The organism is Nocardiopsis sp. LDBS1602 (assembly GCF_035818715.1).
Lineage (GTDB): Bacteria > Actinomycetota > Actinomycetes > Streptosporangiales > Streptosporangiaceae > Nocardiopsis > Nocardiopsis alba.
This window is the reverse complement of the sequence record NZ_JAYLVW010000006.1, coordinates 107,556-131,706: the sequence shown is the minus strand read 5'-3', so window position 1 is coordinate 131,706 and position 24,151 is coordinate 107,556. Positions and strand designations below refer to the sequence as shown.

The 24,151-nt window shown below is 71.8% G+C and carries 18 protein-coding genes and 1 other RNA gene; 9 read left to right on the top strand and 10 right to left on the bottom strand.

Annotation, left to right across the window (positions count from 1 at the left end):
• Positions 1 to 55 precede the first annotated feature (55 nt).
• The gene (locus tag U9J66_RS18710) at positions 56 to 2,440 is read right to left on the bottom strand and encodes a Tex family protein (RefSeq protein WP_326338274.1); all 2,385 of its coding nucleotides are present in this window, start codon (positions 2,438 to 2,440) and stop codon (positions 56 to 58) included.
• A gap of 148 nt (positions 2,441 to 2,588) precedes the next feature.
• Entirely contained in the window at positions 2,589 to 2,933 is a 345-nt protein-coding gene (locus U9J66_RS18705) for a hypothetical protein (RefSeq protein WP_014910924.1), read from the bottom strand.
• 179 nt (positions 2,934 to 3,112) lie between these two features.
• On the opposite strand from U9J66_RS18705, the gene U9J66_RS18700 reads away from it, so the two are divergent.
• Together U9J66_RS18700 and U9J66_RS18695 are read left to right on the top strand one after the other, a co-directional pair.
• The gene (locus U9J66_RS18700) at positions 3,113 to 3,772 is read left to right on the top strand and encodes an ArsR/SmtB family transcription factor (RefSeq protein ID WP_326338273.1); all 660 of its coding nucleotides are present in this window, start codon (positions 3,113 to 3,115) and stop codon (positions 3,770 to 3,772) included.
• Between the two features lie 33 nt (positions 3,773 to 3,805).
• Positions 3,806 to 5,074: an MFS transporter gene (locus U9J66_RS18695; RefSeq protein WP_326338272.1), complete on the top strand. Its 1,269-nt coding sequence runs from the start codon at positions 3,806 to 3,808 to the stop codon at positions 5,072 to 5,074.
• A 47-nt stretch (positions 5,075 to 5,121) separates the two neighbouring features.
• Here the strand turns inward: U9J66_RS18695 and U9J66_RS18690 are convergent, their stop codons facing one another.
• Both U9J66_RS18690 and U9J66_RS18685 read right to left on the bottom strand, forming a co-directional pair.
• On the bottom strand, positions 5,122 to 5,985 hold the full coding sequence (locus U9J66_RS18690; RefSeq protein ID WP_017535364.1) for a deoxyribonuclease IV: 864 nt from the start codon (positions 5,983 to 5,985) through the stop codon (positions 5,122 to 5,124).
• Positions 5,986 to 6,065: 80 nt separating this feature from the next.
• Positions 6,066 to 7,463, bottom strand: a complete 1,398-nt coding sequence (locus U9J66_RS18685; RefSeq protein ID WP_326338271.1) for an FAD-binding oxidoreductase — start codon at positions 7,461 to 7,463, stop codon at positions 6,066 to 6,068.
• Positions 7,464 to 7,525: 62 nt separating this feature from the next.
• Here U9J66_RS18685 and U9J66_RS18680 point away from each other — a divergent pair, with 62 nt between their 5' ends.
• The 5 genes from U9J66_RS18680 to rnpB all read left to right on the top strand — a co-directional run bounded on the left by U9J66_RS18680 (position 7,526) and on the right by rnpB (position 11,298).
• On the top strand, positions 7,526 to 8,506 hold the full coding sequence (locus tag U9J66_RS18680; protein ID WP_326338270.1) for a helix-turn-helix transcriptional regulator: 981 nt from the start codon (positions 7,526 to 7,528) through the stop codon (positions 8,504 to 8,506).
• Positions 8,507 to 8,544: 38 nt separating this feature from the next.
• Positions 8,545 to 9,417, top strand: a complete 873-nt coding sequence (locus U9J66_RS18675; protein WP_014912365.1) for a Nif3-like dinuclear metal center hexameric protein — start codon at positions 8,545 to 8,547, stop codon at positions 9,415 to 9,417.
• A gap of 81 nt (positions 9,418 to 9,498) precedes the next feature.
• Entirely contained in the window at positions 9,499 to 10,260 is a 762-nt protein-coding gene (locus U9J66_RS18670; protein WP_014912588.1) for a zinc ribbon domain-containing protein, read from the top strand.
• The gene (locus U9J66_RS18665; RefSeq protein ID WP_014912289.1) at positions 10,257 to 10,904 is read left to right on the top strand and encodes a histidine phosphatase family protein; all 648 of its coding nucleotides are present in this window, start codon (positions 10,257 to 10,259) and stop codon (positions 10,902 to 10,904) included. Before U9J66_RS18670 ends, U9J66_RS18665 begins: the two co-directional genes overlap by 4 nt.
• 10 nt (positions 10,905 to 10,914) lie before the next feature.
• Positions 10,915 to 11,298, top strand: an RNA gene (gene rnpB, locus U9J66_RS18660) — RNase P RNA component class A.
• Positions 11,299 to 11,397: 99 nt separating this feature from the next.
• Here the strand turns inward: rnpB and U9J66_RS18655 are convergent.
• Entirely contained in the window at positions 11,398 to 12,372 is a 975-nt protein-coding gene (locus U9J66_RS18655) for a peptidoglycan DD-metalloendopeptidase family protein (RefSeq protein WP_326338269.1), read from the bottom strand.
• Between the two features lie 368 nt (positions 12,373 to 12,740).
• On the opposite strand from U9J66_RS18655, the gene U9J66_RS18650 reads away from it, so the two are divergent.
• Positions 12,741 to 12,890: a hypothetical protein gene (locus U9J66_RS18650; protein WP_187294506.1), complete on the top strand. Its 150-nt coding sequence runs from the start codon at positions 12,741 to 12,743 to the stop codon at positions 12,888 to 12,890.
• Here the strand turns inward: U9J66_RS18650 and U9J66_RS18645 are convergent.
• The 3 genes from U9J66_RS18645 to U9J66_RS18635 all read right to left on the bottom strand — a co-directional run bounded on the left by U9J66_RS18645 (position 12,839) and on the right by U9J66_RS18635 (position 18,677).
• On the bottom strand, positions 12,839 to 15,190 hold the full coding sequence (locus U9J66_RS18645) for a SulP family inorganic anion transporter (protein ID WP_017535358.1): 2,352 nt from the start codon (positions 15,188 to 15,190) through the stop codon (positions 12,839 to 12,841). The two genes, U9J66_RS18650 and U9J66_RS18645, sit on opposite strands and share 52 nt — an antisense overlap.
• Before the next feature lie 340 nt (positions 15,191 to 15,530).
• Positions 15,531 to 17,735: a hypothetical protein gene (locus U9J66_RS18640; protein ID WP_326338268.1), complete on the bottom strand. Its 2,205-nt coding sequence runs from the start codon at positions 17,733 to 17,735 to the stop codon at positions 15,531 to 15,533.
• A 345-nt stretch (positions 17,736 to 18,080) separates the two neighbouring features.
• Positions 18,081 to 18,677: a YbhB/YbcL family Raf kinase inhibitor-like protein gene (locus U9J66_RS18635; protein WP_026125142.1), complete on the bottom strand. Its 597-nt coding sequence runs from the start codon at positions 18,675 to 18,677 to the stop codon at positions 18,081 to 18,083.
• A gap of 256 nt (positions 18,678 to 18,933) precedes the next feature.
• Here U9J66_RS18635 and U9J66_RS18630 point away from each other — a divergent pair, with 256 nt between their 5' ends.
• Positions 18,934 to 22,233 carry an AfsR/SARP family transcriptional regulator gene (locus U9J66_RS18630; RefSeq protein WP_326338267.1) on the top strand — a complete coding sequence of 1,100 codons (3,300 nt, stop codon included), beginning with the start codon at positions 18,934 to 18,936 and terminating at the stop codon, positions 22,231 to 22,233.
• Between the two features lie 55 nt (positions 22,234 to 22,288).
• Here U9J66_RS18630 and U9J66_RS18625 read toward each other — a convergent pair whose 3' ends face one another.
• Together U9J66_RS18625 and U9J66_RS18620 are read right to left on the bottom strand one after the other, a co-directional pair.
• On the bottom strand, positions 22,289 to 23,119 hold the full coding sequence (locus U9J66_RS18625) for an ABC transporter permease (protein ID WP_017535357.1): 831 nt from the start codon (positions 23,117 to 23,119) through the stop codon (positions 22,289 to 22,291).
• Positions 23,116 to 24,090 carry a daunorubicin resistance protein DrrA family ABC transporter ATP-binding protein gene (locus U9J66_RS18620; protein ID WP_017535356.1) on the bottom strand — a complete coding sequence of 325 codons (975 nt, stop codon included), beginning with the start codon at positions 24,088 to 24,090 and terminating at the stop codon, positions 23,116 to 23,118. Before U9J66_RS18620 ends, U9J66_RS18625 begins: the two co-directional genes overlap by 4 nt.
• Positions 24,091 to 24,151: the final 61 nt, after the last annotated feature.

Genomic DNA, 24,151 nt, shown 5'->3' with positions numbered 1-24,151 from the left:
GACGCACCTCGGGCGGCGGGGTGCGCACCCCGCCGCCCGAGGTTCGAGGGGTCGGTCAGCGGCTCAGGCCGGCGCGGCGCAGCGCGTCGGCCATGGCACCCGAGGGGGCCGGGGCGTCGCCTCGTCCGCCGCGACGTCCGCCGCCGCGGTTGTCCCCGCCGCGTCCGTTGCCGCCCTTGTCGCGACGGCGCTCACCGCCGCGTCCGTTGTTCCGGTCGCCGCGCTCGCCGCGACCTTCGCCCCGCTTGGGGGCCTCGTCGTCCAGACGCATGGTCAGCGAGATGCGCTTGCGCGGGATGTCCACGTCCTGGACCTTGACCTTGACGATGTCGCCGGGCTTGACGATCTCGCGCGGGTCCTCCACGAACTTGTGGGAGAGGGCCGACACGTGGACGAGGCCGTCCTGGTGCACGCCCACGTCCACGAAGGCGCCGAAGGCGGCCACGTTGGTGACCACGCCCTCCAGGATCATGCCCTGTTCCAGGTCGTCCAGCTTCTCCACGCCCTCCTTGAAGGTGGCGGTGGTGAAGGCCGGGCGGGGGTCGCGGCCGGGCTTGTCGAGTTCGCCGAGGATGTCGGTGACGGTCGGCAGTCCGAAGCGGTCGTCGACGAAGTCCTGGGGGCGGATGCCCGCCAGGGCCTTCTTGTCGCCGATCAGGGAGGGCAGGTCGGTGCCGACGGTGTCGAGGATGCGTCGGACCACGGGGTAGGCCTCGGGGTGGACGGCCGAGGAGTCCAACGGGTCGTCTCCGCCCGGGACGCGGAGGAAGCCCGCGCACTGTTCGAAGGCCTTGGGGCCCAGCCGTGGCACCGATCGCAGCGCCTCACGGGTGCGGAAGGGGCCGTTGGCGTCGCGGTGGGCGACGATGTTGCGGGCCAGGGAGGAGGTCACGCCGGAGACCCGGGTCAGGAGGGGGACCGAGGCGGTGTTGACGTCCACGCCCACACCGTTCACACAGTCCTCGACCACCGCGTCCAGGGAGCGGGAGAGCTTGGCCTCGGCCAGGTCGTGCTGGTACTGGCCGACGCCGATCGACTTGGGGTCGATCTTGACCAGCTCGGCGAGCGGGTCCTGGAGGCGACGGGCGATGGAGGCCGCACCGCGCAGGGACACGTCCAGGTCGGGCAGTTCCTCCGAGGCGTAGGCGGAGGCCGAGTACACCGAGGCGCCGGCCTCGGAGACCATCACCTTGGTGAGCTTCAGTTCCGGGTGGCGCTTGATCAGGTCGCCCGCCAGCTTGTCGGTCTCGCGGGAGGCGGTGCCGTTGCCGATGGCGACCAGTTCGACGGAGTGGGCGGCGCACAGCCTGGCGAGCCGGTCGATGGAGCCGTCCCAGTCCCGGCGCGGGGCGTGCGGGAAGACGGTGTCGGTGGCCACGACCTTGCCGGTGGGGTCGGTGACGGCGACCTTCACACCGGTGCGCAGGCCGGGGTCCAGACCCAGGGTGGCGCGGCTGCCGGCGGGCGCGGCCAGGAGCAGGTCGCGCAGGTTGGCGGCGAAGACGTTGACGCCGTCGTCCTCGGCCTGCTGCCACAGGCGCATGCGCACGTCGATGTCGAGGCGGACCAGGATGCGGGTGCGCCAGGCCCAGCGGACGGTGTCCTGGAGCCAGCGGTCGGCGGGGCGGCCGCGGTCGACGATGCCGAAGTGGGAGGCGATGGCGTTCTCGAAGCCGCTGCGCGGCACTGTGCCGTCGGGGCCGGGTTCGGGGGTCTCCTCCGGCTCCAGGGCGAGGGTGAGGATCTCCTCCTTCTCACCCCGGTACATGGCCAGGACCCGGTGCGAGGGCAGGGCGGTGAGGGGTTCGGAGAAGTCGAAGTAGTCGGCGAACTTGGCGCCGGCCTCCTCCTTGCCCTCCCGGACGGTCGAGCCGAGACGGCCCTTCTCCCACAGGCGTTCGCGCAGACGGCCGGTGAGGTCGGCGTCCTCGGCGAAGCGTTCGACCAGGATGGCGCGGGCACCGTCCAGGGCGGCCTTGGTGTCGGCGACGCCCTTGTCGGCGTCGACGTAGGCGGCGGCGACCTCCTGCGGGTCCTGTCCGGGGTCGTCGAACAGGCCGTCGGCCAGGGGTTCGAGGCCGGCCTCGCGGGCGATCTGGGCCTTGGTGCGGCGCTTGGGCTTGTAGGGGAGGTAGATGTCCTCCAGACGGGCCTTGGAGTCGGCCTCGTTGATCCGGGCCTCCAGCTCGTCGTCCAACTTGCCCTGGGAACGGATCGACTCCAGGATCGCGCCGCGTCGTTCGTCCAGTTCGCGCAGGTAGCGTAGGCGTTCTTCGAGCGCGCGCAGTTGGGCGTCGTCCAGCGCCCCGGTCACCTCCTTGCGGTAGCGGGCGATGAAGGGCACGGTCGATCCGCCGTCGAGCAGCTCGACGGCGGCACTGACCTGGTGCGCTCCGACGCCGAGTTCCTCGGCGATGCGCTGGTCGATCGTGGGTGTCACAGGGGTCGTCACTGGTTAACGTCCACTCTTAGGCTGTTCGGTGCGCGGACATTCTCGCCGTACGCAGGGGTGTTGTCACCCCGGCGCGTCGCCGTTCCGCACCTCCCAGGTTCCCGCACTCGGGGGCGTGGTCGGTCCCGTGGCCGGATCAGGGGTTGCCGTTGCCGTCGAGGTAGTCGGGGGCGTAGTACTCGTCGACGGGCATGGGGCCGCGGTAGCCCTGGCACATGCACTGCCGGTAGGTGGAGTCGGCCTGTCCGGTCCAGCGGCCGGGGATGACGACCTGGGTCCGGCAGAGCTTGGTCTCCTGGTCGTGGAAGACGAGGTTGTGGCCGCAGCCGCAGATGGGCTGGGGGGTCGACGGCCCGACGGCGCGGGGGTCGGCGCGGTGCTGTTGGAGTTCCTGTCTGGCGCGACGACCTGCGGTGTGGCGACCCACGAGGTATCCGCCGACCGCGATCGCCACCCCGATGACCATGGAGAACGGATCCATCTGGTGGTACGCCCCTTCCTTCGTCGATCACGCCCTGTCCGTAGAGGGCGTCGATGTCCATTGTCACTCATGCGGGGCACGGCCCGGCGGGGGTGTCGTCGGGATGAAAGTGGGCGGGTTCTTCGGGAAATAATCGCAAAGGTCTTTTTGCAAAGAACTCTTTGCGTTAATGTCGTCGCATGAGCGAGACACCCGAGGACCCGAACGAGGCCGGCCGGCGCCCCCTGGAGGTCGAGGGCGAGGCGCTGCGCGGCCTGGCCCACCCCCTGCGCGCCCGGATCCTGGACGAACTCCATATGCGCGGCCCCGCGACCGCCACCCTCTTGGGCGAACGGCTGGGGGAGAGCAGCGGCTCGACCAGCTACCACCTGCGCCAGCTCTTCCGCTACGGGTTCATCGAGAACGACCCCGAGCGTTCGGGGGGCCGTGAACGCTGGTGGCGTTTCCGCCCCGCGGGTTGGCGTATGCGCGGCGGTGAACTGCTGCGCGGCCCGTCCACCCGCGAGGCGACGGAGGGGATCCTGGCCCGCTACTACGGAGGTCGTCGGGAACGGCTCGACCGGTGGAACCGACTGGTCGATGAACGGCCGGACGATCCCGGGGTGCGGCGGTGGAGAAGGGCGGCCGGGGATTCGGTCGCCCACGTACGGATGACCCCGGAGGAGACCGAGGAGTTCGGCCGCGACCTCCAGGACTTCATCCGAGAACGACTCCGCCCCTTCCAGGGACGCACCGCCGAGGACCGCCCCGGGGCCGAACCGGTCGAGTTGCAGACCGACCTGTTCCCCAACCTCACCGGAACGGACGCCGACCCCGAGGACGGGCCCTCCGCGCGGTAAGGCCCTCCACCCCCCACATCCAGGAGCCCCCCCATGGTCGCCTCACCCCCCACGACCACCCGGCCCCCACGTCTGAGCGGCGACTTCCACCGCTTCTGGGCGGCGGGGACGTTCACCAACCTGGCCGACGGCATGGCCGCCGTCGCCCTGCCTTTGATCGCCGCCACCCTCACCCAGGACCCTCTCCTGGTGTCCGGGCTGATGGTGGCCCGCTTTCTGCCCTGGCTGCTGCTCGCCCCGCTGTCCGGGGCGCTCATCGACCGTGTGCACCGGATCCGCGCGATGGTCGTGTCCAACACGGTCGCCACCCTGGCCACGGTCGGCCTGCTGGTGGTCCTGGCCACCGGGAACCTGTCGATCCAGGCCCTGTACGCGACGATGTTCGTGCTGATCTGCTGCGAGACCGTCACCGACCCGGCGAGTCGGATCGCCGTGGTCTCCCTGGTCCCGGCGCGGCTGTTGGACCGGGCCAACGGCCGATCGGAGGGCGGCCGGCTGGTCGCCCAGGACTGCCTGGGCCGGCCGGTGGCCGGCTTCCTGTTCGCCGCCGGAGCCGCCGCTCCCCTCCTGGGTATCGCGGGCTCCTACGCCCTGTGCGCGCTACTGCTGTGCGCCCTGCCGCTGGTGTGGCGTCGCCCGGTCCTCGAGGAGAGCGCGTCCACCGCCCCCGAGGGGTTCGGGCGTTCCACCCGTGAGGGGTTCCGACTGGTCTTCGAGGACCGTCTCCTGCGCGGCAACATGCTCTGCAACGCGGGCCTCATGGTCGGTCTGAACATGGGCTTCGCCGTGCTGGTGCTCTACGTCCAGGAGGATCTGGGCGTTCCGCTCGCCCTCTTCGGCGTCTTCACCCTGTCGTCGGCGCTCGGCGGCGTCGTCGCCACGCTGGTGGTCGACCGGCTGATCCTCCGGCTCGGCCGGAACGCGGTCGTCTTCGGCGGCTACCTGGGGATGGCCGCCTGCTCGGTGGGCGTCGCCCTGGTGTCCGACCCCTACGCGGCCTTCGTCCTCTTCACCACGCTCGGCCTGTGCATCGTGGCCTCCAACATCGCGGCGAGCCCCTACCACCAGGTGGTGGTCCCCGACCGCGTGCGCGGCCGTGTCGCCGGTGTCTCCAGGATGATCGGCTGGGGCGTCACACCGGTGGGGGCGCTGCTCGGTGGGCTTCTGGGCCGTGTCGACCTGGCGCTGCCGTTCCTGGTCGGCGGAGCGATCGTCGTCGTCACCGCGCTGCTCGCCCGCAGGGTCGTCGCCGAGACCGCGCTGCGGGCCGATCGTGCCCTGGCCGAGACGGCCGGGCCGTGAACGGACCGGGCCCGTCGGAGCGGAGGCTTCGACGGGCCCGGCTGTCGTCAGGCCTCGGAGCGCAGACGCTTGAGGGTGGCCACGTCCTCGGCGTGCGGACCCTCCGGCCCCGGGGTCTCCAGGGTGATGGGGATCCCGGCGGTCACCGGGTGTCGGAACAGCTCGGCGAACGGTTCGGCGCCGATGTGGCCCTTGCCGATGTTCTCGTGCCGGTCCTTGTTGCTGCCGCACGGAGCCTTGGAGTCGTTACCGTGGATGAGCTTGAGCCGGTCGGCGCCCACCACCTCGCCGAAACGGTCCAGCGCCTCGCGCATGCCCTCCACGGTGGAGATGTCGTGCCCGGCCGCGAACATGTGCGCGGTGTCCAGACACACGCCCACGTTGGGGTGCCACTCCAGCGCCTCGAAGTAGGGCACCAGATCGTCGATGGTGGCGCACAGGACCTGGCCCTGCCCGGCCATCGGCTCCAGCAGCAGCGGCGGTACGTCCTCGCCCAGCCGTTCCAGCATGGGGATCAGCCGCTCGTGGACCCGGGCCAGCCCGTCCTCGCGGGTCCCCGACACCGCCGAACCGGTGTGCATGACCACGCCCAGGGCACCGATCTCGGCGCCGCGTCGCAGCGCGTGCTCCATCGAGGTGATCGACTTGCCGGCGGTCTCCTCACTCGGGGTGCCGGGGTTGATCAGGTAGGGCGCGTGCACGAATTTGGGCAGGTCGGCGCGTTCGCGCATCATGGCGTCCTGCGCCGGGTCGCCGCCGTTGGTCGCCCAACCCCTGGGGTTGGACACGAAGACCTGGACGGTCTCAGCGCCGATCTTCTCCGCGTAGGCCAGACCCTTGGTGGCCATACCGCCCGCGACCGGAACATGCGCTCCGACCGGGGACGAGGGTCGCTCTTCGGTGTTGTTCATCGCCCACCGACTCTAGGGGATCGTGGCGTCGCGCACGGGCCGGCCCCGATCGAGTCGTCCGGCCCGTGCGCGTGGATCCCTCAGACCGTGGGCGGGAGCGGCCGGTTCGTGTGGATCCGCCGGTGCGGGTCCATCCGGTCGCGCAGTTCCACGAGCCGTCGCAGGGTGGCGGGTTCGTACATGCTCCTCACCCGCTCGGCCTCCACCGGGCCGAAGCTCAGGTTGGACGAGGTGCCCAGGGCGTGGTCGGCGAAGAGCCCGGCGACCTCGGAGCGCAGGTCGGCCATGGCGGCGGTATCGACGCCGTCGGGGCCGGTGAAGGTGAGGGCGCTCAGGGCGTGGGAGGCGTCCCGGTGGCCGACGGCCGACGGGGTCCGGGGCGGACGCGCCATGGCCCCGCCCAGGTGGCGCAGCCAGACCACGCTCATGAACGGCCGGTCGGCGAGGACCGTCCGGAGCAGGGCGGTCAGGGCCTCGGGCCCGGGGTCGCGCACCATGAGCCCCTCGCCGCGGAACCCGGCCCGGTCGTCGTGGTCGTCGAACACGGCCCCGGAATCGGCGTAGGGGAGTTCGCGCAGGGTGTCCATGAGCACGGGCGCCGCCGAACGCAGCGGCGCCAGAAGGGCGGGGCCCCGTTCCGGAGGGCCGGACCAGGCGGCGGAGATCTGGACGATCGGCCGCCCGCGCAGGTGGTCGGGTACGCCCTCCATGTCCGGGTAGCGCAGGGCCGAGACCCCGGAGGTCATCTCCTCGGGGGTGTCGTCGGCCCAGCGTCGCCACAGGTCCAGGATGTCGGGGGTGTCGGTCGCGTCCAGGTACAGGCCGCCGCCGTACAGGCGCGCCACCGGGAACAGGTCGAACTCCACGCCGGTGACCAGACCGAACGAGGATCCTCCACCGCGCAGGGCCCAGAACGTCTCCGGTCCGGTGCACTCGTCCACCCGCGTGTGCTTGCCGTCCGGGGTGACCAGGTCCAGGCTCTGTACGTGGTCGGCGGCGTATCCGTGGCGGCGTCCCAGCAGGCTCAGACCTCCGCCGAGAAGGTAGGAGACCACGCCCACGTCGGGCGAACTCCCCGACAGCGGGGCCAACCCGTGGGGGGAGGCGGCCTCGATCACGTCCCGCCAGGTGGCCCCGGCCTCGACGCGCGCGGTGCGCCGTTCGGGGTCGATCCGGACCCCGGACAGACGCCGGGTGTCCACCAGGATCCCCTCGTCCATCCCGACGCCGTGGCCGTGCCCGGTGCGCTGGGCCGCCACCGGGACCCCGTGCGCGGCGGCCACCGTCACCGCCGCACGCACGTCCTCGGCCGTGGCCGCCTCCACGACGGCGTCCGGTTCGTGTCGGTCCATCAGCTGTATCCCGGTCCGGCCCCTCTCATGGCCCTCGTCCCCGGGGGTGTGCACCGGTCCGACGGTCCGCGCACGGAGCGCGCCCGCCAGGTCCTTCGCCCTCATGACCTTCGTGTTCTCGCTCATGGGTCCACCGTAGGAAGCGATGCGGTCACATCGTGGCCGCGATGACCGTCAGTATGGGATCCATGAGCGAACGGACGGTCCGAGGCACCCTGCCCCAACGACTCCTGCGCCTGTTGTCCCTGCTCCAGGTCCGGCGCGAGTGGAGCGGGGCCGAACTCACCGACCGGCTCGGGGTCAGCGCCCGGACCCTGCGCCGCGACGTCGAACGGTTGCGCGATCTCGACTACCGGGTGGAGGGCACCCCCGGAACGGCGGGCGGCTACCGGCTGGTGTCGGGGCGCGATCTGCCGCCGTTGCTGCTGGACGACGAGGAGGCGATCGCGATCGCCCTGGCCCTGGCCACCGCCACGGAGGTCGAGGACAGCGCCCTGCGGGCCCTGGCCAAACTCGAACGGGTCCTGCCCGCGCGCCTGCGCCCGCGACTGGCCGCGGTCGCCGGCGCCGCCTCGATCGTGCCCTACCCCGACACCCCCGCCGTGGACCCCCTGGTGCTGGGTGTCCTGGCCGCCTGCCGGCACGAACGCGCGGTCACCGACTTCGTCTACCGCGACCGCTCCGGTGGTGAGAGCGAACGCCGCGTCGAACCCCACCACCTGGTCTCCCACGGCGGCCACTGGTACCTGATCGCCTACGACACCGACCGCGACGACTGGCGGACCTTCCGGCTGGACCGTCTGCGCGACCCGCGCCCCACCCACGGCCGGTTCCCCCTTCGGGAGACGCCCGAGTCCGACCCGGCGACCTTCCTCACCAGCCGGTTCGCCCAGGGCACCTACCGGTACACGGTCACGATCACCCTGGAGCTGTCCGCGGAACGCGTCCGCGAGCGGCTGTACGGCCCTCTGCCCGGGCGGATCGAGGCCAGGGGGACCGACCGCTGCGAGGCCCGGATCAGCGCGGAATCCCTCGACCTGACCTGCCAGTACACGGCTGCGCTCCTGGCCCTGGGCGTCGACTTCGCCATGGAGGCCCCGCCCGAGGTCGCCGACCGTCTGGGGGCGATGGCCGCGCGTCTGGCCGACCGAACCGGCTCCGAGGGGTGAGGACGTTTTCACGCCCGGCACGGGAGAGCGTTAGTCTCGTGCCCGTGAACACCTCGACCACGCCCTCCGTCACCCTGTCCGACGTCACCGCCGCCTTCGAGGAGGTCTACCCCCTTCGGTGGGCCGCCTCCTGGGACGCGGTCGGCCTGGTCTGCGGAGACCCGGAGCAGCCGGTACGGCGGATCCTGTTCGCCGTGGACCCGGTGGACGCCGTCGTCGACGAGGCCCTGACCGGGGACGCGGACCTGATCATCACCCACCATCCGCTGATGTTGCGCGGGGTCACGAGCGTGGCCGCGAACACCCCCAAGGGACGTATCGCGCACCGACTGATCCGGGCCGGGGTGGCCCTGTACACGGCGCACACCAACGCCGATACCGCCTCCCCCGGGGTCTCGGACGCCCTGGCGCGCGCGGTCGGGCTCACCGGGCCGCTCCGCCCCCTGGACCCCGACACCACCGACCCCGACGGCGCGCGCGGCATCGGCCGGATCGGTGAGCTCGCCTCCCCGCTCACCCTGCGCGACTTCGCCGACCGGGTCGCCCGCGCCCTGCCCGCCACCGCGGCCGGTATCCGGGTGGCCGGCGACCTCGACCGTCTCGTGACCGGGGTCGCGGTCTCCGGCGGTGCCGGCGACTCCCTGCTGGAGGCGGCCCGGGCCGCGGACGTGGACGTCTACGTCACCTCCGACCTGCGTCACCACCCGGCCTCGGAGTTCGTCGAGCGTCCCGGGAGCCCCGCCCTGATCGACACCGCCCACTTCGCGAGCGAATGGCCCTGGCTGGCCGACGGGGCGCGGCACCTGTCCGAGGCTCTCGTGCGCAGGGTCGGCCCGCAGGGGGCTAACGTGGAGATCCGCGTGTCGACCACCGTGACGGATGCCTGGTCACAGACCTTCCAGCACGTGTAGTACCCGCTTCACCGACCACAACTGCACAGGGCGCGGGTGGCCCTCCCCGGCCTCCCAACCGCGATTCTCAGGAGACCCCAAGTGAAAGCCGACCCCGCCGCTCAGGCCAGACTGCTCGACCTCCAGGAGCTCGACACCCGGCTTCAGCGTCTGGACCACCGCCTCCGGAGCCTGCCGGAGATCGCCGAGGCCGCCCGGCTCAAGGAGCGCGCCGACGCCTTGGACGCCGAGCTGATCACCGCCCAGACCAAGGCCTCCGACGTCGCCCGTCACCAGCGCAAGGCCGAGAGCGACGTCGACCAGGTGCGCTCCCGAGCCGAACGCGACGTCAAGCGCATGGAGTCGGGGACGATCACCAACGCCAAGGAGCTCCAGAACCTCCAGTCGGAGATCGAATCCCTGGGCCGCCGCCAGGCCGAACTGGAGGAGGTCGTCCTGGAGGTGATGGAGCAGGCCGAGGCGGCCGAGTCCGAGGTCGACCGCCTGACCCGGGAACGCGAGGCCGCGGTGGCCGAGGCCGCCGAGGTCACGGCGCGACGGGACACCGCCGCCGCCGAGATCCAGTGGGACCGTACCCGCCTGAACCAGGACCGGGAGCGGGTGGCCGCCGACATCCCCGAGGCCCTGCTGACGTTCTACGACAAGCTGCGTTCGCAGTACGACGGTCTGGCGGCCTCTCCGCTGCGCTACGGCCGCTGCAACGGCTGCAAGCTCGCGCTGAGCACCGTGGAGCTCAACGAGATCCGTGCCGCCGCGGCCGACGAGATCGTGCGCTGTGAGAACTGCCGCCGCATCCTGGTGCGCACCGAGGAGTCGGGGCTCAAAGAGCCGGCCGCCGAATGAGCCGGGGCTGGGGGGCTCCCGACACCGAGCCGACCCGCCTGACGCTGCTCCGCCACGGGCGGACGCCGCTGTCCGTCGAACGCCGTTTCGCCGGTCGCGGTGACATCCCGTTGACGGAGGAGGGTCACGCCCAGGCCGAGGCGGCCGCGCGCCGCCTGGCCGGGGCGGGGATCGACGCGGTGGTCTCCTCGCCGCTGCTGCGTACCCGGCAGACCGCCGGGTACGCGGCCGATCTGCTCGGTCTTCCCATCGAGGAGGACGAGGGGTTCGTGGAGACCGACTTCGGAGCGTGGGAGGGGCTCACCTTCGGCGAGGCCTCCGAACGCGATCCCGAGGCGGTGAGGCGTTGGCTGGCCGACCCGGAGACGGGCCCGCCCGGAGGGGAGTCCTTCGCCGAGGTCGCCCGCCGGGTCGGAGCGGCCCGCGACGCCCTGCTCGAACGGCACCGGGGCCGTCGGGTTCTGGTGGTGTCCCATGTGACCCCGATCAAGATCGTCGTGCAGCGGGCGCTGCTCGCCCCGATCGAGGCGCTCTACCGGATGCATCTGGACACGGCCTGCGTGACCGAGGTGGATTGTTACGCGGATGGTCCCCAGGTGGTGCGCTCTCTCAACGACACCTCCCATCTGGACCGGCTAGACTGACCTTCGAGGGGGAGTCGGCCAGACGGTCGCGGATCCGCGCTCGACGCGGGTTCGAGGAAAGTCCGGACTCCACAGGGCAGGGTGGTCGGTAACACCGACCCGGGGCGACCCGCGGGACAGTGCCACAGAAAGCAGACCGCCACCGCTCGCGGTGGTAAGGGTGAAACGGTGGTGTAAGAGACCACCAGCGGCCGGAGTGATCCGGTCGGCTGGGTAAACCCCACCCGGAGCAAGGTCAAAAAGGGAACCTTCGGGTTCCCGCGCGGATGTTCGAGGGCGGCCCGCCCGAGTCCGCGGGTAGACCGCACCGAGGTCGCCGGCAACGGCGGCCCCAGATGGATGGCCGTCCGGTCCATCGGACCGACAGAATCCGGCTTATCGGCCGACTCCTCCTCTCTTCGATCCCCACCCCGCGCCGCCCGGGCCGGAAGAGGCGTACCCCTCCCGGCCCGTACGCTCGGCCCCGGGTCCGGGCCGGGGCCGTGGCCGTGGGTCAGCCGACCAGGGCCCTCCAGGTGATCGCCCCGGCCTCACCGTCGACGACCAGGCGGTTGAGCCGCTGGTAGTCGCGTACGGCGGTGTTCATGACCGGTCCGAAGTTGCCGTCGACGGCCAGCCCGGCGCTGCGCTTGTTCATCGCGGTCTGAAGGGCGCGCACGTGGGAGCCGTCGCGGACCCCGCTCTTGAGTGTGTAGACCAGGTGCGGCCAGGTCTTGGGGCCGACCTGACCGTCGGCGACCAGACCCTTGCTCCGCTGGAAGGCCTTGACGGCGTTGACCGAGGTGGGACCGTAGTAGCCGTCGGCCACCAGCGAGGTGCCGCGCTGGGTCATCAGGTGCTGGATGACGGTGACCGTCGCGCCGCGGGCCTCCGGGTCGATGCTCGACCAGCCGCCGCCCAGGTCCACGCCACGGTTGCGCATGAAGGGGACCGGGTTGGTGATGCCGTTCAGACGGCCGGTGTGGGTCTCGAAGTGCAGGTGGGGGCCGGTCACGTTGCCGGTGGCGCCCATGTCGCCGATGCGCTGACCGGCGCTGACCTTGGCGTTGAGCGAGACCCGGTAGGCGCTCAGGTGACCGTAGTAGGTGTACACGTTGTTGCCGTGGGAGATGACGATGGCCTCGCCGGTCCGGCCGGGGAAACCTCCTCCCCAGGCTCGACGGATCACGGTGCCCGCGGCGGCCGCGTAGACGGCGGTGCCGGTGCTGTTGGTGATGTCCTGGCCGGCGTGGGTGCTGCCGCCTCGGGGGGCGCCGTAGTGCCCGCCGGAGGGGAAGTAGCCCAGGGCCGGGTTGCACCAGGCGGCGTTCATCGCCGAGGCGGCGTGGGCGGTGGCGTTGCCGCCCACGCCGGTCAGGGCCACGGCGGCTCCCAGACCGGTGCCGAAGAGCATGCGGCGGGACCAGGGGGAGGGGGGCTGTTCACAGGCGCGGGGGTCGGAGACGGGCGCCGTGCAGGACTCGCACATCTTTTCTCCTGTGAAGAAATATGCCGAAGAGGGGGGACGGAGAGGACGGTTTCCTTCAATCCCCTGGAGGGTAAGGCGCGCGGTCCGTTTCGTACAGGGGTGTTCACCGCTCTTTCGGGAAAGCCTCACCAGGGTGTAAGAGGGGATCATGGGGTGGTCCGACGGATGCGGATCAGGGGGAGCCGCCGGTTCGGAATGTGCGCCGGGGACACATTCCTGAGTCGCCGTGGTGATGGTCGGCTCGCCTTGTGGGGCGGTAGATTGACCCTTGCGCTCCGTACCCCGGGAGCCCCGGAGCGCGAACGTCCGTGGGCCGAACCGGGGTGGACGGCCCGACGGACATCCGCGTTCACGGGAATGGGTGACTCTTGTTCGACTCCACCGCCTTCTGGGTGGTCCTCTTCGGCCTGCCGATCATGGCGATCGTGGCGATCATCCTGCTCGCCGCCTATCAGGCCTCAGGTGTTCAAGAGGACGGGCGCGACGACGCCCCCGACGACGATTCGGCCACCGGCTGATCCGGGCGGGGTGACGGTACCGGCTCTGGCACGTCCTGGACGTTCTGCACGGGGGTGAACTCCCCGGTCTCGGCGTCCAGGAGGTGGACCCTGGCCGTCTCCAGGTCGTAGTACATGCCCGACAGGGTGAGTTCGCCCGAGGCGACCCGTTCCCGGACGGTCGGGTATCCCATGAGGTTGCCGAGCTGCTCGATCACGTTGGCCTGGGAGAGTCGGCGCAGCGCCTCGGACTTGGGCAGGCCGTCCAGGACCCCCTGGTCCACGCCCGCCCGGTGCAGGCTTCCCTCGCCCCTGAGCAGCCAGCGGCGCAGGTGCGCGGTCTCCACGGCCTCGGGCTCCTCGTGGGCCTTGTCCAGCAGGGCCTGGAGCGCCCCGCAGTGGGAGTGGCCGCAGATCACGATCGAGGGCACCCGTAGGACGTTCACCGCGTATTCGATGGCGGCCCCGGCCGACCCGTCGGAGTCGTGGTGGGGCGGTACCAGGTTGCCGACGTTGCGCAGGGTGAACAGGTCGCCCGGCCCGCTCGCGGTGATCAGGTTGGGCACCACCCGGGAGTCGGCGCAGGTGATGAACAGCGAGGTGGGGTGCTGGCCGTTCGCCAGTCGGCTCATGAGCGAACGCATCCGGTCCGCGGTGCCCGAGTGGTATTCACGGGCGCCGGCGGTGAGCAGGCCCACCGGGTTGACCTCTCGACGGTCCCCGGCCTTCTTGCGCATCTCCCAGGGCGCCCACCAGCGGCCCTTGGGGACGGTCTTGGCCGCGGGGGCCGAACGTTCGGAGCTGCGGGCGTACCACTGTTCGTGGACCTCGTCGATGTCGACGCTGCCGCCGGTGCGCTCGTGGTCCACGCGCCACGCGTGGATGGCCTCGAAGGCGGCGTGGTCCATGAAGTCCACGTGCAGGTCGAGGTCGACCCGGGCCCCGGAGGGGATGGTGCGCAGCACGTGCGCCAGACGGGGCACCCCCAGGAAGGTGAGCGAGCCGTCCACGGAGACGTGGACCCGGCCGTCGCGCTCCTCGGTGACCACGGTGAGCCGGGTCAGTCGGCGCAGGGAGACGATCATGGCCAGGGCGAAGCCGATGAAGACCCCTTCCAGGAGTCCCAGGAGCACCACGCCGAACAGTGTCGCCAGGTAGACGCCGGCCTCGTGATGGCGGTTCAGGTCGCGCAGATGGGCCAGCGACACCATCTGGACACCGATGAACACCAGGAGCGCCGCCAGCGCGGCCATCGGGATCAATTCGACCACGTGCGCGAAGAACGCCACGAACAGCAGGATCCACACGCCGTGCAGGATCGTCGAGAGCGGGCTGCGGGCGCCGGCGCGCACGTTGGCGGTACTGCGCACGATCACACCGGCGATCGGCAGACCTCCCAGGGCACCGCTGACGGTGTTGGCGGCGCCCTGGCCGCACAGTTCCCGGTTGAGCTGGACGCGGCGGCCGCTGTGCAGGCGGTCGACCGCGATCGCGGCCAGGAGCGATTCCACGCTGGCGACCATGGCGACGGCGGCCACGGCCAGCGCGATACCGTGCCACTGGCCGGACTCGGGCAGCATCGGCCCGTTCCAGGCGTCGGCCAGGGAGGCGGGCAGGACCACCGTCTCGACCTCCCAGCGGCCCAGGGTGGCGATGGCGGTGGCGGTGCCGACCGCGACCAGCGCGGCGGGGATCATGCCGGGGCGGAACCGGCCGATGCCGGGCAGGCGGTTCCAGCCGAACATGATCGCGATGGTGATGACGCCGACGGCGACCGCCGCGGTGTGGTTGTGGGCGATCTGGTCGGGCAGGTCGGCGATGTTGGCCAGGGCCGAGCTCTGCGGTTCACCGCCCAGGACCACGTGGAGCTGGGCCAGGGCGATGGTCACGCCGACCCCCGCGAGCATGCCGTGGACCACGGCGGGCGAGACGGCGAGCGCGGCCCGGGCGATCCGGAAGGCGCCCAGGGCGAGTTGGACCAGTCCGGCCAGCAGGGTGATCAGGCAGGTGACCCGCCAGCCGTAGGTCATGATCAGGTCGGCGACGATGATGGTCAGGCCGGCGGCCGGGCCGCTGACCTGGACCACGGATCCGCCGACCAGGCCGGCGACGATGCCGCCGACGACGGCGGCGATGATCCCCGCCACCAGCGGGGCTCCTGAGGCTACGGCGATCCCCAGGGACAGGGGGACGGCGACCAGGAAGACCACGAGGGAGGCGCCGACGTCGGCGCCGATTCCCTTGCGATCCGTGTGAGGCCCGGGAAGAGGGGAGGATTCCCCTTTTCGTCCGGGCGGTGCTCCCTGGGCGTCGTTGCGCATGGTTACTCCGTTCGGGTTGGACCAGGCAGATGTACGTAGGCGCACGGGGGCGACGGTGTCCGGCGAAGAACGCGGACACGTGACGGGAGAACTCGAAGAGTGCTCCACCTGTCACCAACTGTAGTCAATCCAGATGACTCAGCGTTACTGAATTTTGAGCTCTTGATTACTCTTGTCCCGACTTGATGGCTTTTGTAGGCCCACTGAGACAGAAAAAAACCGTGGTGGCGAGAGGATCTCGCCACCACGGTCGTGATGTTCATCGGCAGGTCGGAGCCTCGACGGCCGCCGGCGCCCGATCACCGTGTGTCATGGGTCTCCATCACGGGGCCCGGTCCGGTCAGTGGAAACGCCCGTTGTCGTAACCGCCCTCGTAGTACGGCGGCTCGTGGCCGGGGAGAGGGTCGCGACCGTAGGGATCGCGCCCGTCCCGGGAGTCGGGCGCGCCGTGGCGCGGGCCCCCGGGGGAGGGGGGCTCCTCCATGGGCGGGTACGCGTTCGGTCGGGGGAAGCCGCCGCCCATCGGATCCGGCGTACCGCCCGGGGCGGGGGCCTGCGGGATCGGGCCACCGGGAACGCCCGGAAGACCGGAACCGCCCGGAAGACCGGAACCGCCCGGAAGGCCCGGGCCGCCGAACTCCTGCGGGCCGTCCCGGAAGGGCGGGGAGGAGAAGGGCGACTCGGGGCCGGGCACGCCCGGACGGGGCAGGGAGCCCCCGTCGGCGGGACCGAACCGGTGGGCGCCGGAGGGGTCCCCTCCCTCACCCGGGTATCCGAACCCCTCGACGGGCGAGGACGAGGCGGGCGTCCCGGGGCCGAAGGGCGTCATGGGGCCGGAGGGCCCCCGCCCACCGGCGTCGTGACCGGGGCGTCCCGGAACGCCGTACGATCCCGACCCCTCGGGACGCTCCCAGAGCGGGGCCGTGCCGGGCGCTCCGGGGGTCCCGGGCGCACCAGGGGAGCCCGGCAGGCCCGGAGCGCCGAACGGGTCGGAGGCGCCGGAAAGCCCGGGAGAGCCGGGGAGCGGTCCCGGGTCCGGGCGGCGATGCGTGCCGGTGTCGTGTTCGGGACGCCCATAGGGGGCGGCGCCGTACCCGGAGCGGTCGAAGGAGCCCGTGTCATAGGCGGGACGGTGGTGGGCGCCGGTGTCGTGTTCGGGGCGTCCGAAGGATCCGGTGCCGCCGTACCCGGATCGGTCGAGGGATCCGGTGTCGTAGGCGGAGCGGGTGTGCGTGCCGGTGTCGTATTCGGGGAGCGGGGGTGTCGTGGGGTCGTTCGGTCGGGTGTGGGCGCCGGTGTCGTAGGGAGCGCGGCGGTGGGATCCGGTGTCGTAGGCGGAACGGTCGAGGGAGCCCGTGTCGTACCCCGAGCGGTCGAAGGAGCCCGTCGAGTGGGCACCGGTGCCGTAGGAGGAGGTCGAACGGAACACGTCCGAGGACGGGCCGCCGGTCAGCGGATCGGGGGACGATCCAGGCGAGGGCGTCCCGGGCATCGTCGGGCCTCCCGCGAGGGGATCGGACAGCGGAGAGGGGCCGCCGACCCCGGGTCCGCCCGGCACGGGCGGCTCCGGGCGCCGGTGGGTCCCGGTGTCCATGCTGGACCAGATCGGGGAACCGAGGTCCTCCGTCGGGGCGGCCCCGGAACGGAAGCCCGGCGCCAGGGGGTCGAGACCGCCGCCCGTCGGGGAGGGGTCCGGGGTGTAGGGGGGAACGTCGCGCCGGTCCATCGTGCCGGAGTCGAAGGGGGAACGGTGTTCGGAGGCCAGGGGCCGCTCGGAGGGGGAGAGGGGCTCACGGCCCTCGAAGGGGTCGCCCGTCGAGGGCGGACGCGGCGTCCAGGAACCCGGCCCCAGAGGGTCCTCGTCCCGCGCCGGCGGAGCGGGGGGCGGCTCGGGGGCGGGCGAGAGCGGCTCTCGGGCGGAGGGCGGCGCCGGTCGTTCGGAGCCGGTGTCCGCGGAGACGGAGCGGGGGGCGGGCTCCGGCGGAGGGGTCGGGGTGGAGCTCTGCCCCAGTCCGGCCAGCACCGCCAGGTCCGGGGTGGAGTCCGCGGGGGTCGCGGGCATCTCCGAGGTGGGGGCGGGACGCGGCTCGTCGGGGAGGGCGTCGTGGTCGTGACCGTCGTCGTATCCGTCGTCCAACCGGTCATCGATGTTCGCGGTCTCGCGTTCGTCCCTGCCCCGTGAACGCGGGCGATCCGGCTCCTCCTCGTTCAGACTCGACCAGAAGTCGTTGTCGGAGAGTCCCGCCGAGTCGTCGTCCTCCCAGTCGTCCCGTCGCCTGTTCCGTCCCCGGGGACGTCGCTCCGCCCGTTCCCCGCCTTGACGCGACCTCCGGCCGCGAGGCCGCGCCCCCTCGTCCTCGGGCTCCTCGTCCCGGGCCCGTCCACGGGGTTCGTCGCGGTCGTCGTCGACGCCGTCGTACTCGTACTCGTCGTCGTAGTCGTCGTCCCGTGAGCCGAGGCTGAGCGCCCGCATGCCCAGAAGGATGAGTACGAGCACGGCGAGCACGACGATGACGGCGATGATGATGATGACGGTGAAGGTCATGGTGTACGCACTACCTTGGGGAGGTCTGTCACGCCCGGGACACGCCGGTGACCGGCCGGGGAGGAACGGCGGCCCGGTTCCGCGCGGCCGTGGAACGCCGGGCCCACGGGGTCGACGGGACGCGGGCGCCGATGCTCCACCGCGGTCTCCGAAGGGGATGCCGCGCGGCGGACGGACGGGAATCGGTCATCTGAAAAGGGGCGAGGGGCACGACCCCACTGTATGCGCTGCTGCGCTCTGTGTGCAGAGGGCGACGGAGCCTTCCTCGGATCGTCTTCGCGCCCTCCGATCGATCGGACGCCCCGGAACACGGACGGTGACCGGGGCGCCGATCGGGGCTCCGGATCACTCGCTTTCGGTGACGAGGGTGCCCCGCGCGATGGCCTGCTCGGCGACACCCTCCAGGATCGAATCCAAGGGGGCTCCCTCGGGCAGGTCGAGGGTGCCGCTCAGCGCGTACACGGTGAAGCGGTACTCGTGCGCGTCGTTCTCCGAGGGGCAGGGGGCCCCGTAGGACGCCTCGCCGGCGCTGTTCTGACCGATCTTGGCGTCGGCGGGGACGGAGTTCTGGCGCAGCTCCACCAACTGCGGATCCAGGTCGTGGACGACCCAGAACACGACGGCGGCCTGGGGGTCGTCCACCACCAGGGCGATCGATCCCACGTCGTCGGGCAACCCCGACCAGCTCAGCGGAGGAGAGACGGGATCGCCGTCGGCGTCGCAGGTGTAGGCGACGGGGAGCGGCTGGGCCTCCTGCATCATCGGGCTGGTCACGTTGATGTCGGTCGGCATCTCGCCGCTCAGCTCCGAGTTCAGCACGCCGCAGCCGGTCGACGCGAGCAGCGCGGCCCCCGCCGCCGCTGCGCCCGCACGGGCACCGAGGGGTGTGCGGGGCACGCCGCGCGAGACGGTGGTCCGGGTGGAAGGCAAGACCGGGAACAAAATGGGGCTCCTGCTGGACTTTCGGGCCGTAAGGCGAGACTCGCTGTGCACCGGATCCGGCACCCGGCTGACCCCGGCGCCCGTCACGGTGGAACCGTGTGGAGCGGCGCCGTCCCCGACACCGTCACACGGCCCTGAGCGAACCCTACTGCGGTCGGAGAGGACCCAGGGACCTTCCGGAGGCGATCCGGGGTGGAGACGTCGACGACACCGATACCGAGAGGCGTGATGACCGCGTATCGGTCATCATGGGGCGGTGCGGTTCTCCATTCTCGGTCCTCTCCAGGTACACGACGCCGCGGGGGCTCCCGTCGGCGTCGGAGGAGCGCGTCTGCGCGCCCTCCTGGTGTCGCTCCTGCTCCATCCCGGGCGCACCGTCGGTGTCGAACGGCTCACGGACACCATCTGGGGGTGGGACGAGACCCCCGCCGCCGCGGGGAACGCGCTTCAGGCCCTGGTCTCCCGGCTGCGCCGGGCGTTGGGCGAGGAGGCCCGGATCCACGGTGACGGCTCCGGCTACCGGCTGGAGATCGCCCCCGAACAGGTGGACCTCCACGTCTTCGAGGCGTCGGCCGGGTCCGGGAGGGCTCATCTGACGTCGGGGCGCCCGGCGGAGGCCGAGGCGGCCCTGGTCGAGGCCCTCTCCCTCTGGCGCGGCCCGGCCCTGTCCGACCTCACCGCGAGGGGGCGGGCCGAGGACGTGGCCCTGCGTCTGGCCGAGATCCACCGCACCGCCGAGGAGGACCTCCTGGAGGCCCGTCTCGACCTGGGGCGGTACACCGAGGCCCTGCCGGAGGCCGAGGCGGTGGCCGGACGCGACCCTCATCGTGAGCGTCCGATCGAGCTGCTCATGCGCGCTCTGGCCGGCGGCGGTCGTGTCGCCGAGGCCCTCGACGCGTACGAGGCCTTCCGCGCGCGGCTCGCCGAGGAACTGGGGCTGGATCCCTCGCCCCGTCTGCGGCGGGTCCACCTGAACCTGCTCCGGGGGGAAACGGCGCCCGCTCCGGAGAACACGATCGAGAGGAACGTCAGGCCCTCCGCCGCGCCCTCGGTCCGCCTGCCTCGACCTCTGACCGACTTCGTTCCGCGCGAGAACGAGGTCGGGGCGACGGTGGAACGTCTCTCCGGATCCCGAACGGTCACCCTCATCGGCCCGGGAGGGGCCGGCAAGACGCGCCTCGCCGCGGAGTCCGCCGAGACCCTGGCGGAACGGAACCCCGGGCTGGTCTCCGGCGGTGTCCGCTGGGTGGAGCTCGCCCCGGTTGGGCAGGGGACCGACCTGCACCAGGTCGTCGCCGACACCCTGGAACTGCGCGAGTACGCCGTCATCAGGGCGAACACCGGGGCGGCCCACCTCGACCCCGCCGAACGGGTCGCCTCCCACCTGGGGGACCGCCCGTTCCTGCTGGTGCTGGACAACTGCGAGCATCTGATCGCCGAGGCGGCCGCGCTGACGGAGTCCCTCCTGGCACGCTGCCCCGGCCTTCGCGTGCTGGCCACCTCCCGGGAACCGTTGGGGGTGCCGGGCGAAGTACTCCTGCCGGTGCCGCCGCTGGACCTGCCGCCGGAGGGTGACGACCTCGAACGGGCCCGTACCCGCTCCGCCGTGCGATTGTTCACCGAACGGGCCGAGGCGGTCAGGCCGGGGTTCCGGGTCTCCCAGGACAACCTCGCCCACGTCGTCCGGATCACCCGCGAGCTGGACGGTATGCCGCTGGCCCTGGAGCTGGCGGCGGCCCGGCTCAGGATGATGACCCCGGGCCAGCTCGCGGAACGCCTCACCGACCGCTTCCGCCTGCTCACCAACGGCAGCCGATCGGCCCTGCCGCGCCATCGCACCCTGCGGGCGGTGGTCGATTGGAGTTGGGAACTGCTCGACGAGGCCGAACGCCGGCTGTTGCGCCGCCTCGCGGTCTTCCCCGGCGGGGCCGGGCTGGAGGCCGTCGAACGGGTGGGCTCCGACCCGGGTGAGGAGGCCGAGGGCGGGGTCCTCGGGCGGGACGTGTGGTCGGTCCTGTTCGCCCTCGTGGACAAGTCCCTGGTGGTGGCGGAGAATCCGGTGCGCGACGACGCGCCGCCCACCTATCGCCAATCGGAGACGGTCCGCGCCTACGCCCTCGAACGCCTGGCCGAGAGCGGTGAGGAGGAGCGGGTCCGGGAGGCCCACGCCCGCTACGTGGTCGACCTGTGGCGTCGGGCGGATCCGGAACTGCGCGGCCCCGAGCAGGCCTCCTGGCTGGCCCGGCTCGGAACGGCGATCGATGACTGCCACGCGGCCTTTCGCTGGGCGGTCGAGCGGCGCGACGCCGAACTCGCCCTGGACCTGGTCGAGTACACCCAGTGGTACTGGGCCCTGGACGGAGGGCGGAGCCGGAACCACCGGTGGGCCGAGGCCACGCTCGAACTGGTCGGCGAGGAGGTCCCCCGGGGGCGGGAGACGGCCTACGCCATGTGTCTGTTCAGCCTGGACGAGGGCGTGGAGAGGGGACGGGAGGGCATCCTCGCCCTCCTCACCGAGGTGGAGCGGTTGCTCCGGGCCGGCGAGCGCGAGACCGGGAGGCATCCGTCCCTCGCCCTGTGCCTGGTCTACGGGGCGATCACCGACGGGCGAGTCGACGGGCCCTGGCGCGTGAGGTTGGAGGAGGAACTGGAGGGCGCGGACGACCCTTGGACCCGAGCGCTCCTGTACCTGATGACCGCGATGCTCGACGCGACCTTCGGGGAGATCGGGCGTTCCCGGGAACGAGCGGGGCTCGCCCTGGAGGGGATGCGCGCGCTCGGCGACGCGTGGGGGCAGTGCAACGCCCTGGCCCAGCTCGTGGACGTCTGTTTCCACACCGATCCGGAGCGCTGTGGGGATCTGTTGAGCGAGGGGATCGGGCTCGCGGAGAGGAGCGGGCTGAGGGGCATCGTCGCGCTCTTCCGGATCCTGCGCGCCCAGACCCTCGTGGAACTGGGCCGGATCGCCTCGGCGGAGGAGGACCTGGAGACGGTCACGGGGACCCCGCTGGAGAAGGAGCACCTGGTCACGTTCCGGATGACCCGGGTGATGTGGCTCCAAGCGGCCGGGCGACAGGAGGAGGCACGTCGGTTGGTGGACGAGACCGAACCCGTCGTGGTCGGACTGGGCGGGCTCGCTCCGATCTACATCGAGCCCGCCTGGCGGGGGCTCACCGCCGACGTGGCCCTGTCCGACGGCGACGTCGCACGGGCCTGGAAGGAGGCGGGCCGGGCCTGGTGGCTGGCCGGACGGGGCCTGAGCACCTATAAGAGCGAGATCCTGGAGATCTTCGCCCGGATCATCGTGGACAGCGACCCCGAACGCGCGGTGCTGCTGCTCGGCCACGCGGCGACCCTGCGCGGAGGGCTCCCCTCACGACGGCCGAGGACCCTGCGCCTGGGGGAACGTCTGGTCGAGGTCCTGGGCGAGGCCCGCTTCGCCCGGCTGTGGTCGGAGGGGGTGGACACACCGACGCCCGAGGCGAGCGCTCGTGTGGGGGAGTGGCTGGAGCGGATCGTGCCCGACGACGTGGAGATGGACACCTGGGCCCGGTGATGAGGGAGGGGCCGGCGGGCGTGTGCCCGCCGGCCCCTCCACGCGAGGACGCGGTTCAGGTACGGCGTCGGTAGGCCCACACCGCGAGCGGGAAGAAGACCGCGGTGATGGCGAACGCCCAGACCAGGGTCCACGTGACCGGTCCGGTGACGTCGCCGCCCAGCATGAGCCCGCGCATGGCGTCCACGACGTGGGTGACCGGGTTGTTCGCGGCGATCGGGGCCAGCCACCCCGGCATGTCGTCCGGGGCGACGAAGGCCGAACTGCCGAAGGTCAGCGGGAACAGCAGGATCATCGCGAACGACTGGACCGCCATGGGCGTCCGGGCGAGCATGCCGACGAAGGCCGACATCCAGCACAGCGCGAAGGCGAAGACCAGGATCAACGCCCCGGCCACCACCACGCCGACCGCGCCGCCGTCGGGACGGAACCCGATGGCCAGACCGACCAGCAGCACCATCACCACGGTGATCGCGTAGCGGACCAGGTCTCCCAGGACCGCGCCGATCAGCGGGGCCGAGCGGGCGATGGGCAGCGAACGGAAGCGGTCGAAGATGCCCTTCTCCACGTCCTGGCTCAGGGTGAAGCCGGTGCCCATCGTGGCGAAGATGACCGACTGCGCGATGATCCCCGGCATCAGGAAGTCACGGTAGGTCTGCCAGTCGCCCATCATCGCCTGCCCGAAGACGAAGACGAAGAGGGTGACGAACATGATCGGCTGCAACATCAACCCGAGGACCTCCTCGGGGTTGGTCCTGAGCTTGACGATGCTGCGCCAGGTGAGCTGGAGCCCGTTGCGAACGGTCACCGACAGGCCCACCCGGTCGGGGACGGGCGGGACGTTCTCGGGTGAGGCCGCCGAGGATCGGGTGGTCACGGCGCTCATGCTCGGGTCTCCTCGTTCGTCTCCTCGTCCGAGGGCGAGGCCTCGGCGGTGCGTCCGGTCAGGGCCAGGAACACCTCGTCCAGACTGGGTCTGCGCAGGGACAGCTCGCCCACGGCCACGCCCTGTTCGTCCAGACGGCGGACCACCTCGGGCAGAACCGCGGCGTCGCCGACGGGGACACCGAGCCTCAGCCCGTCGTCGCCGACCGGGGCGCTGGTCACCGTCTCGACGATCTTGACGGCCAGGGGCAGTTGCGAGGGGTCCACGGTGCGCAGTTCCAGCACCTGGTCTCCGGCGCGGTTCTTGAGCTCCTCGGGGGTGCCCCGGCTGATCACCCTGCCGTGGTCGAGCACCATGATGTCGTCGGCGAGCTGGTCGGCCTCCTCCAGGTACTGGGTGGTGAGCAGGACGGTCACCCCGTCGCCGACCAGGTCGCGCACGACGTCCCACAATTCGTTGCGGCTGTGCGGGTCCAGACCGGTGGTCGGCTCGTCCAAGTACAGCAGCGACGGCCGGCCGACCAGGCTGGCGGCCAGGTCGAGTCGGCGGCGCATACCGCCGGAATAGGTCTTGGCGGCCCGGCCTCCGGCGTCGGAGAGCCCGAAGCGTTCCAGGAGTTCGGCGGCGCGGGACCGGGCCCGAGCCCGGTCGAAGCCCAGGAGGCGTGCGATCAGGACCAGGTTCTGCGTCCCGGTCAGTTCGGCGTCGACCGCCGCGTACTGTCCGGTGAGCCCGATCCTGCGGCGTACCTCGTGCGGCTGTTCGGCCACGTCGAAGCCGTCGACGAACGCGCGGCCCCCGTCCGGTCTCAGCAGGGTGGCCAGGATGCGTACGGTCGTGGTCTTCCCGGACCCGTTGGGTCCCAGGACGCCCAGCACGGCCCCCGCCCTGGCGGTCAGATCCACCCCGTCCAGGGCACGTCGGCCCTTGAACACCTTGACCAGACCTTCCGCGCGGATGGCGTCGGTCATGAGTTCCTCCGTTTCAGCGTCTGCGCCCAGTCTGGGCGGCCGCGCTGACAGACCGCTGATA